Genomic DNA, 13456 nt, shown 5'->3' with positions numbered 1-13456 from the left:
GAACCCGGAAGCTAAGACCCACAGCGCCGATGGTACTGCACCCGGGAGGGTGTGGGAGAGTAGGTCACCGCCGGACAACCATTAGGTCGAGAGCCCCAACCAGCCATGGTCGGGGCTCTCCCGCATTTAACCCCCCTTCCACCTGCCCGGCCGCCACAACGCTCTCCCACCTCCCGCACCCCTTAGCGTGTCCCTCTCCCACATCCTGCCGCGCAGAACGGGACGCTCTCCCACTACCTGTCGCCCGGAACGGGACCCTCTCCCACATCCTGCCGCGCAGAACGGGACCCTCTCTCACTTCCTGTCGCCCGGAACGTGACGCTCTCCCACTACCTGTCGCGTAGAACGGGACGCACTCTCATTACCTGTCGCGTAGAACGGGACGCTCTCTGCAAAATGGGGTTCATCGACTCGGTCGACACGATGATTCTCGGCGCGAATACCTACGCCCAGTCCAGGGACTACTGGCCGTACGCCGACGAGCAGGGCGAGTACGGCGAGAAGCTTAATAACCTCACCAAAGTCGTCGTCTCGTCGAAACTGGATGACGCGCCCTGGGCGACTTTCCCGCCGCGACCGTGACGCGCGCACCGGTCGCCACCATCCGGGAGCTCAAGGAGCAGAGCGGCAAGGACATCTGGCTGTGGGGGAGCTTGAAACTCATGCATTCCCTGCTGGACGCCGGCGTCGTCGACGAAGTTCGAATGCTGGTTTGCCCAACATCACGCGGCAAGGGAACGCGCATTTTCGAGGATTCGCAAGAGCTGAGGCTGGTCGACGCCACCCCGTTCGAAAACGGCGTGGCACTTCTGCGCTACGAGATCAAGAAGTAAGCCGAAGGTCCGCACTTTCCCGCACCGCCCGTCGCGTAGGCGGGACGCTGTATCGCCCAGGCGCCGGCCCGGCACCCGAGGCCGGCACACCGCCGTCGTCACCGGCCAGTGAGAGAGCGTGTGAGATTAATCCGCAGTAGGTGAGAGAGCGTGCGTGATTAGCCCGCGGGAGGTGAGAGAGGCTTTCGGGGATTCCATAGGCTCAACCAACGGGCCGCCGCTGATCCAGCTTGTCGAGGCCCGGTACCGGAACAGAACGCGGCCCGACGGCGTTGTCTCAGTGCGGTTGGTTCTGGTTTCGACAGGCTCAACCGCCGGAACGTAGAGCCCCCACCAGCGACTTCAGTCAAAGGACACTTCATGCCCCATCGCACCATCGTCATCACCGGAGCCAGCGACGGCATCGGCGCAGCAGCCGCGCGGAACCTGGCGAAGGCAGGCGAGCGGATCGTCGTCGTCGGGCGTTCCCGCGAGAAAACCGCAGCGGTGGCCGCGGAACTGGGTGCCGACTACTTCGTCAGTGATTTTGCCGAGCTGGCGCAGGTGCGCGAGTTGGCCGCGGCGCTGAAGGAGAAGTACCCGCGGATTGATGTCCTGGTGAATAACGCCGGCGGCATCATGGGCGCGCACGAGCTGACCGTGGACGGCCACGAGAAGACGTTCCAGATCAACCACTTGGCACCATTCCTGCTCACCACGCAGCTGATGGACGTCCTCACAGCCAGCGGCGCGACGGTCATCAACACCGCCAGCGCGGCCAACGGGTTCGGCAGGCTGGAGCTGGGCGACCTCAATTCGTCCCGGAAGTACTCGACCAACCGTGCCTACGGAACCGCCAAGCTGGCGAACATCCTGTTCACGTCGGAACTGCAGAACCGCTTCGGCGGCGCGGGAATTGCGACGGCGGCCTTCCACCCCGGCGTTGTGGCCACCAACTTTGCGGCCGAGTCCACCAGTTGGATGCGGCACGCCTACAAGACGGTCATCAACCGTTTCCTGCTGACCCCGGAGCAAGGCGCGGACACCTTGGTGTGGCTCGCGACGTCGACCCCGGGACAGGACTGGGTGCCCGGCGCCTACTACGCCAAGCGCGCCCTGGCCAAGGCCAACAAGCAGGCCTACGACGCCGGGCTGGCGCGGGAACTGTGGGACCGCAGCGAGGAGATGGTGAGCGCCGGCGAGCCTGCGGAAAGGTCTGAGCTGGACAACGTCTGACGCTGAATGAGGCCCCGGGTTTCGGCAGGCTCAACCAGCGGCACCCCTGACAGGCTCAACCGCCCGGCGGCTAATTTGGCGCTATCAGCAGGGAGCCCGTGAGAAGCGCTGCGCCGGCCATTGCCGCGCCCGCTCGAATGAGGTTGGCGCGGCTCCAACCGTGGTTGAACGTTTGCCAGGCGTCCGCAGCGCCTGCGGCCGCTGGGTTGACGCCGGCGAGGGCATTATTCAGCGGAACATTCGCGGCTATGGTGAGGCCGAACGATGCCAGGGCGAGCGAGGCACCTACCACCCGGGCCAGGCTCCGTCCGGTGAAGGGGCCCGTGCTGAGCTCGGCAACCACGAGGCCGGCGGACAGGGCAGCGCCACCGAAGAAGAGCGCCATGAAGGGCGGCTGCACCGCGGCCACATTGATCCGCTGCATGGCTGTCAGGGAGTCCGCTGCGGGGAGATTCCGCAGCGCCGGCAGGACCATCGCCGAGAACGCCACGTACACGCCCCCTGTGACCCCCGCGCTCAGGGCCGTGGCCGTAGTCAGCGCAGTCCCAATCGTGCCGTTCACGCCGGGATACCTTTCAGCTGCTGCAACCCGGCAGCGACCTTTCGCCCAAGGCTTTTCGGACTAAGCAGAAGTTTAGATGAAGTCGTCATGCATCCAGCCAATCACTCCCGGCCTAGTCATCCGATAGTTGAAACACCTGATTTGATGCGTAATCGTATAACCTTCAGAGATGGATCCTTTGCAGCACGTCCTCGACGGTCCCCGGGCCCGGGGCGCATTCGCCTTGAAGGTCCTCATGAAACCCGGGTGGTCCATCCAAGTGCAGGATCGCGCCCCATTGACCGTGATCGCGATGATCGCAGCCAGCGGCTGGCTCATCGCCGACGGGCAACAGTATCGGCTGGAGCCGGGAGACGTAGCCCTGGTGCGCGGCCCCGAACCGTACCGGATGGCCGACGATCCGGCACGAGAGCCCGACGTCATCATCCAACCGCACCAGGAATGCACCACTCCGTCCGGCACGAAGATCAGCCTTGAACTGAACCAGGGAGTCAGATCATGGGGGACCGGAACCACCGGGGATGCCATGATGCTGATCGGCACCTACGATACGGATGCGGAAGTCACCGCGGCCGTCACGTCATCACTGCCCCGGATTGCCGTCGTACCGGCGGGGAACGTCGACACCAGCATTCTGGGCGTCCTTGAACGGGAAATCACAAGCAACGCACCGGGCCAGCGGAGTGTCATAGACCGGCTCCTGGACGTGGTCCTGGTCCACGCAGTCCGAGCTTGGACGCACCTCAACCCCCGCAGTCCCGGAGGATGGATCTCCGGCACAACCGACCTGCTCACCGCTCGGGCACTCGAACTTTTTCACGGGGCCCCTGCGGAACCGTGGACCCTTGAGGCGGTGGCTGGTCGGCTTCATGTCTCGAGGGCCACACTAGCGACCCGGTTCCGGGCCAGCGTCGGCGAACCGCCCATGACTTACCTGACCAATTGGCGGCTGCTGCTGGCCAGCGAACTCCTCGCCGACGCTGAGCTGACCACAGCGAACATTGCAGCGAAGGTCGGCTACGGCAGCCCCTACGCACTCAGCACTGCCTTCAAGCGCCGGTACGGCGCAAGCCCCACGGCCTACCGCCGATCAAAAATTACCCGGCACGCTGCCGCCACAGCCTGAACAGGGCCTGGCGGACGGTGCTGATGGGACTTGTCGGCCGGGGGCTTTCGGCAGGCCCAACCGGCGGCCCTCACCGCCTCAGCCGGAGCCCCTCGAGTGCGTCGATCGCGTCCGCTGAGCGCAGGATGGCCAGCTCCAGCCCGGACTCGGGCTCCGGATGGGAGAACAGGTAGCCCTGCAAGGAGTCGCACTGCAGATCGGTCAGGTAGGCGGCCTGGGCTGCGGTCTCGACGCCCTCCGCCGTGACCCGGAGGCCCAGGCTGTGCGCCATGTTGATCATGGAGCTGAGGATGGGCAGCTTCTCCGCGCCCGTGCGGATCATCGACACAAAGGACTGGTCGATCTTCACGGCGTCCACCGGCAGGTCCTGAAGCCGGCCCAGCGACGAATAGCCGGTGCCGAAGTCGTCGAGCGCAACCCGCACGCCGGCGTGACGCAGGCTCCCCAGTTGCTGGATCACATGCTCATCGGGGTCGAGGAACACGCTCTCCGTCACCTCCAGCACCAGCTGTCTAAGATCCATCCCGCACGACTCTGCCAGGCACAGCACGGAGCCAGCGAAATCGCGCTCCCTAAGCTGCACGCCGGAAACGTTCACTGCGACCGAGCGCTCCGTGCTGCCAGCAAGCCACGGGCGCAGTTGGGTAAAGCTCTCCCGCATCATCTGCATGCCCATCGTGGAGATCAGTCCGCTGCGCTCAGCCGTCGGAATGAACTGCGAGGGCGGGACCCTCTCGCCGTCCCGGTCCCAGCGGGCCAGTGCCTCGAACTGGGTCACCTCACCCAGCCGCGGCGAAACGACCGGCTGGAAATTGACGGTGATCTCGCCGTCGTCGACGGCCAGCCGCAGGCCGGCTTCCATGTCGGTGCGCTGCACGAGGGCGGCCATCATCTCAGGCTGGAACCGCATGTACCGGTTCTTGCCCGCCGCCTTTGCCGCGTACATCGCCACGTCCGCCCGGCGCAGCAGTTCCGATGCTGCCAAGGCGTCCTCATTCATCGAGGCCAGCCCCAGGCTCAGGCTGGGCCGCAGCATGGATCCGTCGATCCACACGGGCACATTCAGGGACTCCACGATGCGTTCTGCCACGGTGTCTGCGTCGGAGGATCCCGTGAGCAGCACCACGAACTCATCGCCGCCGAGCCGGGCCACCGTATCGTTGGGCCGGACGCACGACCTGAGGCGGCGTGCCACCTCCACCAGCATCTGGTCCCCGGCATGGTGGCCCAGGATGTCGTTGACTTCCTTGAAATCGTCCAGATCCAGCAGGAGGACGTCGACGGCGGCGCTGCAGTCGCCGTGCAGCGCTTCGGTCAGCTGGTCGTGAAACAGCTTGCGGTTGGCCAGCCCGGTGAGCGGGTCCTGGAAGGCCATCGCCTTGAGCTGGGCCGCCTGTTCGGCGAGTTCGGCCATGGCCTGCTTGGCCTGCTCCTGGGCCCGGCGCCGCGGGGTGACGTCGCGGAAGCTCCAGACCCGGCCCACCACGGTGTTACCCACCTTCTGCGGCCGCGAGTAGCGCTCGAAGGTGCGGCCGTCAATGAAGTCGAGGACGTCGTGGCTCTCGGCGGTGGGATGCGCATACAGCTCCTGAACCTTCTCCAAGAAGCTTGCGGGGTCCAACAGCTGACCGAGCACAAAGCCCATGAGGGCGGCGTCGTCGTGCGTCGCCAGCAGTTCGCGGGGGATACCCCACATGCTGGTGAACTGATCGTTGAGCCCGGCGATGTTCCCGTCGCTGCCGACCACCAGAATGCCGTCCGCCGTCGACTCCAGCGTGGCGCTGAGCAGCGACATCGCCTCCCGCAGGCCGGCGTCCGCCTGCTCCCGGTGGGACGTGGCGCGGATGGAAGCGACCACAGACGTGCCTTCGTCCAAGTGAAGCAGCGAGCAGGCCACTTCGCCCTGGAACTCGGTGCCGTCGCTGCGCCGGCCGAAGGATTCGAACGGGGCCAGCGGTGTGGCATCGTTGCCGGGTACCGGGGCGCGGCGGAGTTTTGCGAGGAGGCGGTCAAAGCCGTTGCGGTAGCCCTCGGCGAGGACCATGCGGTGATCCTGACCCACCAGCTGCTGACGTTCGTACCCGAAGAGTCGTTCCGCGGCGGCGTTGACCCGGCTGATGATGCCGGTGTCGCTGACCACCAGGACGGCGTCCGGCAGGGCGTCGAAGAGTACAGCGCACTCGGTGCCCGTTTCCAGCGGCTGCCCGGTGCGCGAAGTAACGGCCATTATGCGGCCACCGAATGAGACCAGAAACTATTCATTGAGCGTCCTCCCCCTGTGGAAATAATAAGGGCAAGACCCGCCGAACTCGACCCCCGCTTTCGACGAGGTCAGCCAGCGCAGTGGGGGTTTCGAGGAGCTCAACCAGCGGGGCGGGCTTTACCGGCGCACGGTCCTGGTTAGTGCAGGCGCTACCGGCGGGTGCTCAACCGGCGGATGCTCAACCAGCGAGGGCTCAACCTGCGGATTCGTCCCGAGACCGCGGACCGTCCAGCCTTCCGCCCGCCATGCCGCAGCGTCCAGCACGTTCCGTGCGTCCAGCACCGTCCGCCGTCGTACAAGCTGCCCGACGGCGGCCGGCGACAGGTCGCGGTACTCGTCCCATTCGGTGAGCAGCAGCACCAGTTCGGCGCCTTCCAGGGCCCGCTCGGTGGAGGACTCGAAGCGCAGCTGCGGGTAGCGCATCCAGGCACTGTTGATGGCCTTCGGATCCGTCACCGTCACGTGCGCGCCCGCGGCGGCGAGCTGGAGGGCGACGTCGAGGGCGGGGGAGTCGCGGATGTCGTCGGTCTCCGGCTTGAACGCGGCCCCCAGCACTGTAACGGTCCGGCCGGCGAGGTGGCCGCCGCAGAGCTCCTGCGCCATCACTACGGTCCGGGCGCGCTGGCCGAGGTTGATCGCGTCCACCACGCCCATCCACTCATCCACGGACGGGACGTCCAGCGCCTGGGCCTGCGTCCGGAAGCTGCGGATGTCCTTGGGAAGGCAGCCGCCGCCGAAGCCCAGTCCGGCGTGCAGGTACCGGTTGCCGATTCGCGGATCCATGCCCATCGCCTCGCTCAGCTCGGTAACGTCCGCGCCGGAGGCGTCGCACAGTTCCGCCATCGCGTTGATGAAGCTGACCTTCGTGGCCAGGTAGGCGTTCGACGCCGACTTGATCAGTTCCGCCGTGGCGAAATTGCACACCAGCCGCGGAATGCCTGCGCACAGCAGGGGCTCGTAGACCGCGTCGAGCACCGCCGTCACGCCGCGCGCCAGACCCTTCCCGCGCTCGAAGGCGGCATCCCTGCCGCCCCGGACGCCGTACACCAGACGGTCCGGCACCAGCGTGTCCTTCACCGCCGTGCCCTGCCGCAGGAACTCCGGGTTCCAGCCCAGCAACACGTCCGGGCGGGCGGCCAGGATGCGGCCGAGCATGTCCACCGTGCCCACAGGCACCGTTGACTTGCCGACGACGGCGGATCCCCGGCCCAGGTGCGGAAGGAGACTTTCGGTGGCGGAGACGAGATAGCTGAGGTCGGCGCCGTCGGACGTTTTGGACTGCGGGGTGCCCACGCACAGGAAATGGACCTGGGCGCCTTCGGCGTCGGCGAAATCCGTGGAGAAGCTGAGGCGGCCGGTCGCCCGGCCGTCGCGGAGGAGCTCGTCCAGGCCCGGTTCGAAGAACGGGGCGAACCCGCGGGCCAGGTGGGCCACCTTGGCGGGATCGACGTCGATCCCCACCACCGTGTGGCCCACGGACGCGAGCGTGGCCGCATGCACGGCGCCGAGATAGCCGCAGCCGATCACGGAAATCTTCACAGCGGGACTCCTTCGGTGGTGCGGGCTCGGGTTGCGCGGGCGGCGGCCCCTGTTTCGGCAGGCTCAACCAGCGGTTTTGGGGTTTCGGCAGACTCAACCAGCGGGGTTCCGGCGATCACGGCCTTGTAGTGCCGGACCAGTTCCGCGCTCAGGGCGGGCCACGTCCGGCCCTGGACCGAAGCGTGGGCTGTCGCCGCGAACGCCCGGCGCTTGGCGTCGTCGCCCATCAGGTCCATGACGTGCCGGCGCAGGCCCGCCAGGTCACCGGGCTCGTACAGCCACCCGGTGCGGGAGTTCTCCACCAGATCCAGCGGGCCGCCGCGGCCCGTGGCCACCACCGGCACACCCGATGCCATGGCCTCCTGGATGGTCTGGCAGAAGGTTTCGAACTCGCCTGGATGCACGAAGAGGTCGAACGAGGCGACGGCCCGGGCCAGTTCCTCGCCGCCGAGGAAACCGGTAAACACGGCGCCGGGCAGGGCTTCCTCCAGCGCGGCGCGCTGCGGCCCGTCACCGATGATCACCAGACGCGTGCCGGGAACGTCAGCGAGTACGGCCAGGTCCTCCACCTGCTTTTCGATCGCAAGACGGCCCACGTAGCCGATGATCCGCTCGCCGCCGGGGGCCACTGAAGCCCGCCAGCCGTCGTCGCGCTTTTCCGGCGCAAAACGCGCGGTGTCCACACCGCGCCGCCACATGCCCACCCGCAGAATCCCGCGGCCGCGCAGCTGGTTCAGCGCGAAAGTGGACGGCACAAGCGTCCGGGAAGCCAGCAGATGGATGTTCTCCACCCGGTTCCAGGCCCAGTTCTCCAGGAACGGCACCCCGTACCGTGCCGCGTAGCTGGGGACCTCGGTCTGGTAGATGGCCACGGTGGGGATGCCCAGCTGGTGTGCCGCCTGCGCTGCCCGCCAGCCGAGGACAAACGGCGATGCAAGGTGGACCACGTCCGGTGCGTAATCGGCAAGGATTCTCTTGACCCGGTACACACCGCCCATGGCCACCCGCACGTTTGTGTATCCGGCCAGCGGCACGGAGGGGAGCCGGTGCACAAAAGCCCCGTGCACGACGTCCAGAACATCAGTGTCCGACGTCGACGGCGCAATCACCAGCACCTCATCTCCCCGTTCCTGCAGATGCTCCAGCACCCGCAGGATGGAGTGCGTAACCCCGTTCATCAGCGGCAGGAATGATTCGGCAACGATTGCGATCCTCACCCCTCCACGGTGTGCCCGGCGTCTGACCCTGCGGGGGAGCAGGCGTTACCGGGAGGGGAAGGTTGGGTTAACACGAAAGGCGGCCGGTTTCGGCAGGCTCAACCGGCGGTTTCAGTGGCTCAGCCGGCGTCGTCTGGCCGGAGGATATCCGGCAGCTCATCGACGTAGACGGTTTGGGGCGGTTCGAAGTAGATCACCAGCACCTTGTCCCCGACCGGGAAAACGCTGACTTTATCGAACGGGTGGGCATGGAAGGCGCTGGTTCCACCCCGGTACGGAAGCATGACCTCGCCGATGGTTCCCGGGCCGATCCTACCGGTGACCCTGCCGATCTTTCCGGTCAGGCTCCGGTCCACATTCCTACGCACCGGGAGTCTTCGGAGGCCGTTTGGCCGAGTCCTGCCCGTTCTTGAGCGCGGACGATATGCGGGGCAGGAAGGTGCCGGCCTGGGAGAGGATGCCCCCGACCATGCCGTTCAGGCCCTCGGCGCCGTTCAGGACCGTGAGCTGGTCCACATGGCCGAAAGGCTCCGCGGCCGCCGCCACGATGGCCGGCATGTTCTCCGCCAGCTGCTGGGCGATGACGGCATCCTGGTTGCTTTCGAGTGCTGCGCCGCGGGCCTTGATGCCTTCGGCTTCCGCCAGCGCCTTGGCCTGGATCGCGGAGGCGGCGGCATCACCGCGTGCCTTCGTCGCGGCTGCTTCGGCTTCACCGGTCACGCGGGTGGCTCCGGCGATGGCCGCCGCCGCAGTGGCGCTGGCGTGCGCCTCGACTTCCACGCGCCGGGCGTTGGCCTGGGCTTCGAGCTCGGTGCGCTTGGCCCTTGCTTCGGCGGCGCTGATGTCGGCGGCCTTCTGAGCTTCCGCCTCGGTCCGCTGCGCGTACGCCTTGGCATCGGCGGGCTTGCGGATGGTGGTCTGGAGTTTTTGCTCTTCCCGGTCGGCCTCGAGTTTGGCCACTTCGGTTTCCTGGACCACCACCTGCTGGCGCGCGGTTGCGTCTGCCAGGGGGCCGGCCTGTGCCGCGTTGGCCTTTGCCCGTTCGGCGTTGGCCTGTGCCACGGATTGCTTGATGGCGGACACGCTCTGCGCGTCAGCAATCTGAGCGGCGGCCTCGGCTTCCTTTTCAGCGGCTTCGCGGTTCCTGGTGGCCTCGGCGATGCGGGCCTCCATCTTCACCTGCGCAATATGCGGCTTGGCGATGTTTTGAATGTATCCGGTGGGATCCTGAAGGTCCTTGATCTGCAGCGAATCAACCACCAGGCCGAGCTTCTCCATTTCCACACCGCTCGCCCCGCGGACCTGGGATGCCAGTTTGTCGCGCTCGCGGATAATTTCCTCCACCGTCATGCTGCCAATAATCGACCGCAGGTGGCCCTCGAAGACGTTGTAGACCTGGCTTTCCATTTTTGGCTGCTGGCCCAGGAATCTTCTCGCTGCGTTCGCGATAAATGCCGGGGCATCACCGATTTTGTATATAACCACGCCGTCCACGATTACCTGGATGCCCTGGGACGTAACGCAGGAGACTTTGAGTTCCGTTTCATTCAGGGTCAGGGAGAGGGCCCTGACTGTCTGCAGCCCGGGGACCACCAGCGCACCCTTGCCTGTGACGATCTTGAAGTCCATGCCGTCGGTGTTCTCAAGGGTCCCGCGCGTCAGGCCGGAAATAATGAGTGCTTCGTTTGGCTCAGCCACCTTCCACATCAGCTTTACCGCCAGCCAAATAACCGCGACGCCGGCAAGGACGGCAGCAATGGTGGCAATCAGGGGAAGGAAGGGTGCCAGGTTCTCCATGGCCGTGTCCTTTCAAAACAATAAAAGGCCTGACGGGAGACCCCCAAACTATGCTCCAGCTAATTCCTGCTCAATTGAGTGCGGGAATAGCAGTGCTGGTGAACCTCAAGCTGCGGGGATTCCCAGCTGTAATAGACAGTCTGTGCAGGTCACCGCGTAGAAGTCCAGCAATTCGCGGCGGCACCGAAGGGCCACCGGACCCCCGCGGGGGCCGCGAGGAAGTCCCTTCAGGCGGCCTGTCACTGGCCGCTGCCAGACTCCCGCTGTAGGGTCGGAGCCATGGTCACAGAGTCAGGTCCGCCCCGGTCGAGCACGCTGCCGGTTCCGCTGCCCGCAATCGCAGCAGGCGGCGCCGCCGTCGACGGTAACAAGCACCACGAAGTGGTGGTGATTGGCGGCGGCAACGCTGGCATCTCCCTGGCTGCCCGGCTGCGGCGCTACGGCGTCCGGGACGTTGCCGTGGTGGAGCCCAGCGGCCGGCATCTGTTCCAGCCGCTGTTCTCGCACATCGGCGGCGGGACCGCTGAAGCGTCGGAAGCCGTCCGGCCCCAGGCGTCGGTCATGCCGCAAGGCGTGACCTGGATCCAGGACAGCGCCGTGGACGTCAAGCCTGCAGCCAGCACGGTTGCGCTCGCCTCCGGCTCCCAGCTCACCTACGGCCATGTGGTGGTCTGCCCGGGGCTGCAGCTGGACTGGGACAAGGTGCCCGGGCTTGCCGAGGCGATGGACTCACCGCACGGGTCTTCAAACTACGTCTATGAGTTGGCGTCCAAGACGTGGGCACTGCTGAGCGGGCTTCGCAGTGGCACGGTTGTGTTCACCATGCCGTCGGGCCCGGTGAAATGCGGCGGCGCTGCCCAGAAGCCCATGTATCTGGCCTGCGATTACTGGCGGCAGCAAGGCGTGCTGAACCAGATCCGGTTGGTGATGGTGGTGCCGACGCCCACCGTGTACGGGGTGCCCGGTGTCGATGAGGAGCTGAACCGGAAGATCGCCGAGTACGGGATTGAACTGCGGTGCAACAGCGAAGTTACCGCGGTAGACGCCGGTACACGCACAGTGCAGGTCCTTGACTCTGCCACTGGCAGGAGTGACAGCCTGGCCTATGACGTCCTGCACGCGGTGCCGCCGCAGTCAGCCCCCGATTGGCTGAAAGCCACGGATTTGCCGGCGGCCGGGGACCATGGCGGCTTCGTTGAGGTGAACGCAGAAACCCTCCGGCACGTGCGTTACCCCAACGTCTGGTCCCTCGGTGACGCCGCCGGCACGAAGAATTCCAAGGCCGGTGCTGCTCTGCGCAAGCAGACCTCGGCGCTGGCCAAGAACCTCAAAGCCGTTCTCAACGGCGGAACACCCAAGGCCAAGTACAACGGCTACTCGGCGTGCCCGTTTACGGTTTCCCGTTCGACGGTGGTTTTCGCCGAGTTCGATGACCAGTACCGGCCCATGCCCACAATCCCCAAAGTGAAGGTGTCCAAGGAACGGCATTCGACGTGGATCCTCGAAAGGGACCTTTTCCCGGGCATCTACTGGAACCTGATTCTAAAGGGCCGGGCCTGAGGGCAGGACAGGGTGCAGAAGGCAGTCCGGGGGAACCGGACCGGAACAGCATTGTGGCGGACTACAGGCGAGCCTTCGCACAGCTGACGGCCACCCTGGGCCGGGCCGGGGACGGCGAACTCCGCCGAGTCAGCGCCGGGACGCGATGGACCAACGAGGAACTCCTGTTTCACATGGTGTTCGGCTACATGGTTGTCCAGGCGCTCTTGCCGCTGGTGAAAATCTTCGGGCGCCTGCCGCCGCTGGCGGGACGGGGATTCGCCCGGCTTCTGAATGCAGGCACCCGGCCGTTCGACGTCATTAACTACTGGGGATCGCGCGCCGCCGCGCGGTACTTCAACCGGCGCCGCATGGCCCGCAAACTGGAACGGGTCACGGCGTCGCTTGCCCGCAGCCTCGCCCGGGAGACCGAGCAGTCCCTCGCCCTGAAGATGGCCTTCCCCACGCGCTGGGATCCGTTCTTCGCCCCGGTGATGACCCTTGCCGACGTCTACGCGTATCCGACCCGCCATTTCGACTTCCACGCCAATCAGCTCAGCCTGCGGTTCGGGACGGACTAAATCGGAATGGACTAGCACGCGGCGGCAGCCGGAACAGCGGGGCGCGAAAACGGCCGCCTTGCCCGGAGGCTAGGCGGCCGTCGTCGTCGCTGACTCAGGTGTTATGAATAACTCAGGTGTTCTGGACGTGGTCCTTGGCGTCCGTGGCGCTGGTCTTGACGTCGGAGACGGCCGACTGGCCTTCTCCCTTGACGTGCTCGGCGGCGTCGGTGGCGGTGGCCTTGACGTTTTCCATGGCTTCCTGGGCGGGTTCCTTCAGGCCCTGGGCGACGTCCTTGGCGGCCTCGGTCAGTTGCGTGGTGACCGGTTCGGCGGCGGTCTTCAGGGCGTCGGCTGCCTCCCGTTCCTTCTGGCTCGGCGGGATCAGTGAGGACACGAGGAGCCCTGCGCCGAAGGCGATCAGCCCTGCCGCGAGGGGGTTGCCCTGTGTTTTCACGGCTGCCTTGTGCGGCGCGTCGCTGATGGCTGAGCCGGCGTCGTGCATGGTGGAGCTGACGGCTGAGCTGGCGTCGCCGAGGGCTGATCCGGCGGAACCGGTGGCCGAGTGGACGTTGCCTGATGCGTGTTCTGCTGTGCCCATGACTTTCTCTTTCACTCCGAAGACGGCGTCCTTGACCTTGTCCTTGGCCTTGCCGGTTTGGCGGTGGACGATGTTGGACGGTGTCACTTTGTCGGCGACGGCGTCCACGTTGGTGCCGAGGCGTTCACGGGTTGCTTCGATGTCGGCGCGGATGGCGTCCGGGTTTTCACTCATCGGTGGTCTCCATTGGGTTTCAGGGTGGGC

Annotated in this window: 13 protein-coding genes; 6 read left to right on the top strand and 7 right to left on the bottom strand. The window is 66.1% G+C overall.

What is annotated here, in order from left to right:
* The first annotated feature begins 396 nt into the window (after positions 1-396).
* From CXQ90_RS23125 to CXQ90_RS21350, 3 genes are all read left to right on the top strand, one after another.
* Positions 397-582, top strand: coding sequence for a hypothetical protein (locus tag CXQ90_RS23125; protein ID WP_258064690.1), 186 nt, complete (start codon positions 397-399; stop codon positions 580-582).
* Positions 579-833, top strand: a complete 255-nt coding sequence (locus CXQ90_RS23120) for a dihydrofolate reductase family protein (RefSeq protein ID WP_258064688.1) — start codon at positions 579-581, stop codon at positions 831-833. Before CXQ90_RS23125 ends, CXQ90_RS23120 begins: the two co-directional genes overlap by 4 nt.
* A gap of 360 nt (positions 834-1193) precedes the next feature.
* Positions 1194-2048: an SDR family NAD(P)-dependent oxidoreductase gene (locus CXQ90_RS21350; protein WP_104141343.1), complete on the top strand. Its 855-nt coding sequence runs from the start codon at positions 1194-1196 to the stop codon at positions 2046-2048.
* A 70-nt stretch (positions 2049-2118) separates the two neighbouring features.
* Here CXQ90_RS21350 and CXQ90_RS21345 read toward each other — a convergent pair whose 3' ends face one another.
* Positions 2119-2610, bottom strand: a complete 492-nt coding sequence (locus CXQ90_RS21345) for a DUF1772 domain-containing protein (protein ID WP_258064686.1) — start codon at positions 2608-2610, stop codon at positions 2119-2121.
* A gap of 169 nt (positions 2611-2779) precedes the next feature.
* Between CXQ90_RS21345 and CXQ90_RS21340 the strand changes: the two genes are divergently transcribed.
* Complete coding sequence (locus tag CXQ90_RS21340; protein ID WP_104141342.1) at positions 2780-3736, top strand: AraC family transcriptional regulator; 957 nt, start codon at positions 2780-2782, stop codon at positions 3734-3736.
* Positions 3737-3806: 70 nt separating this feature from the next.
* Here the strand turns inward: CXQ90_RS21340 and CXQ90_RS21335 are convergent, their stop codons facing one another.
* The 5 genes from CXQ90_RS21335 to CXQ90_RS21315 form a co-directional block, all read right to left on the bottom strand.
* Entirely contained in the window at positions 3807-5963 is a 2157-nt protein-coding gene (locus CXQ90_RS21335; protein ID WP_104141341.1) for a bifunctional diguanylate cyclase/phosphodiesterase, read from the bottom strand.
* Positions 5964-6116: 153 nt separating this feature from the next.
* Positions 6117-7538 carry a UDP-glucose/GDP-mannose dehydrogenase family protein gene (locus CXQ90_RS21330; protein ID WP_104141340.1) on the bottom strand — a complete coding sequence of 474 codons (1422 nt, stop codon included), beginning with the start codon at positions 7536-7538 and terminating at the stop codon, positions 6117-6119.
* Positions 7535-8755: a glycosyltransferase family 1 protein gene (locus tag CXQ90_RS21325; protein WP_258064684.1), complete on the bottom strand. Its 1221-nt coding sequence runs from the start codon at positions 8753-8755 to the stop codon at positions 7535-7537. Before CXQ90_RS21325 ends, CXQ90_RS21330 begins: the two co-directional genes overlap by 4 nt.
* Before the next feature lie 119 nt (positions 8756-8874).
* Positions 8875-9123: a hypothetical protein gene (locus CXQ90_RS21320; RefSeq protein WP_104141339.1), complete on the bottom strand. Its 249-nt coding sequence runs from the start codon at positions 9121-9123 to the stop codon at positions 8875-8877.
* Positions 9116-10552 carry a flotillin family protein gene (locus CXQ90_RS21315; protein ID WP_104141338.1) on the bottom strand — a complete coding sequence of 479 codons (1437 nt, stop codon included), beginning with the start codon at positions 10550-10552 and terminating at the stop codon, positions 9116-9118. Before CXQ90_RS21315 ends, CXQ90_RS21320 begins: the two co-directional genes overlap by 8 nt.
* 279 nt (positions 10553-10831) lie before the next feature.
* Here CXQ90_RS21315 and CXQ90_RS21310 point away from each other — a divergent pair, with 279 nt between their 5' ends.
* Both CXQ90_RS21310 and CXQ90_RS21305 read left to right on the top strand, forming a co-directional pair.
* Entirely contained in the window at positions 10832-12112 is a 1281-nt protein-coding gene (locus CXQ90_RS21310; protein ID WP_104141337.1) for an NAD(P)/FAD-dependent oxidoreductase, read from the top strand.
* A 53-nt stretch (positions 12113-12165) separates the two neighbouring features.
* Entirely contained in the window at positions 12166-12672 is a 507-nt protein-coding gene (locus CXQ90_RS21305; protein ID WP_258064682.1) for a DinB family protein, read from the top strand.
* Between the two features lie 112 nt (positions 12673-12784).
* Here the strand turns inward: CXQ90_RS21305 and CXQ90_RS21300 are convergent, their stop codons facing one another.
* Positions 12785-13426 (bottom strand): DUF3618 domain-containing protein, encoded by a 642-nt coding sequence (locus tag CXQ90_RS21300; RefSeq protein ID WP_104141336.1) that lies wholly within the window; start codon positions 13424-13426, stop codon positions 12785-12787.
* Positions 13427-13456 lie beyond the last annotated feature (30 nt).

It is taken from the genome of Arthrobacter sp. ZGTC131 (genome assembly GCF_002929275.1).
Classification (GTDB): Bacteria; Actinomycetota; Actinomycetes; order Actinomycetales; family Micrococcaceae; genus Arthrobacter.
The sequence above is the reverse complement of the archived record's forward strand: the minus strand, read 5'-3'. Positions and strand labels throughout refer to the sequence as shown.

Excerpts from the sequence above, each read along its gene's own strand:
- CXQ90_RS23125 (WP_258064690.1), top strand. The coding sequence starts at position 397 with ATGGGGTTCATCGACTCGGTCGACACGATGATTCTCGGCGCGAATACC.
- CXQ90_RS21350 (WP_104141343.1), top strand. The coding sequence starts at position 1,194 with ATGCCCCATCGCACCATCGTCATCACCGGAGCCAGCGACGGCATCGGC.
- CXQ90_RS21340 (WP_104141342.1), top strand. The coding sequence starts at position 2,780 with ATGGATCCTTTGCAGCACGTCCTCGACGGTCCCCGGGCCCGGGGCGCA.
- CXQ90_RS21335 (WP_104141341.1), bottom strand. The coding sequence starts at position 5,963 with ATGGCCGTTACTTCGCGCACCGGGCAGCCGCTGGAAACGGGCACCGAG.
- CXQ90_RS21315 (WP_104141338.1), bottom strand. The coding sequence starts at position 10,552 with ATGGAGAACCTGGCACCCTTCCTTCCCCTGATTGCCACCATTGCTGCC.
- CXQ90_RS21310 (WP_104141337.1), top strand. The coding sequence starts at position 10,832 with ATGGTCACAGAGTCAGGTCCGCCCCGGTCGAGCACGCTGCCGGTTCCG.
- CXQ90_RS21300 (WP_104141336.1), bottom strand. The coding sequence starts at position 13,426 with ATGAGTGAAAACCCGGACGCCATCCGCGCCGACATCGAAGCAACCCGT.